The 270-nt window shown below is 38.5% G+C and carries 1 pseudogene; it reads left to right on the top strand.

The window, feature by feature from the left end:
- Positions 1–270: pseudogene (locus ACR9ZK_RS22105) on the top strand (hypothetical protein); the annotation flags it as partial.

Below are 270 nucleotides of genomic sequence, written 5' to 3'. Positions count from 1 at the left end.
ACAAAAAGCTGCGTGACTGCAGGCAGCACTACAACGATCAGAAAAACGAAAGAAAAGGAGAAACGCAGATATTCATTACAGAGGGAGATTCTGCATCAGGATCTATCACAAAGTCGAGGGATGTAGAAACGCAGGCTGTATTTTCATTAAAAGGAAAGCCTTTGAACTGCTATGGATTAACAAAAAAAGTAGTGTATGAAAATGAAGAATTTAACCTTCTTCAGGCTGCTTTGAATATTGAAGAAAGCCTCGAAGATCTAAGGTATAACC

This window comes from Monashia sp. HAY1-5C (assembly GCF_056755255.1).
The sequence above is the reverse complement of the archived record's forward strand: the minus strand, read 5'-3'. Positions and strand labels throughout refer to the sequence as shown.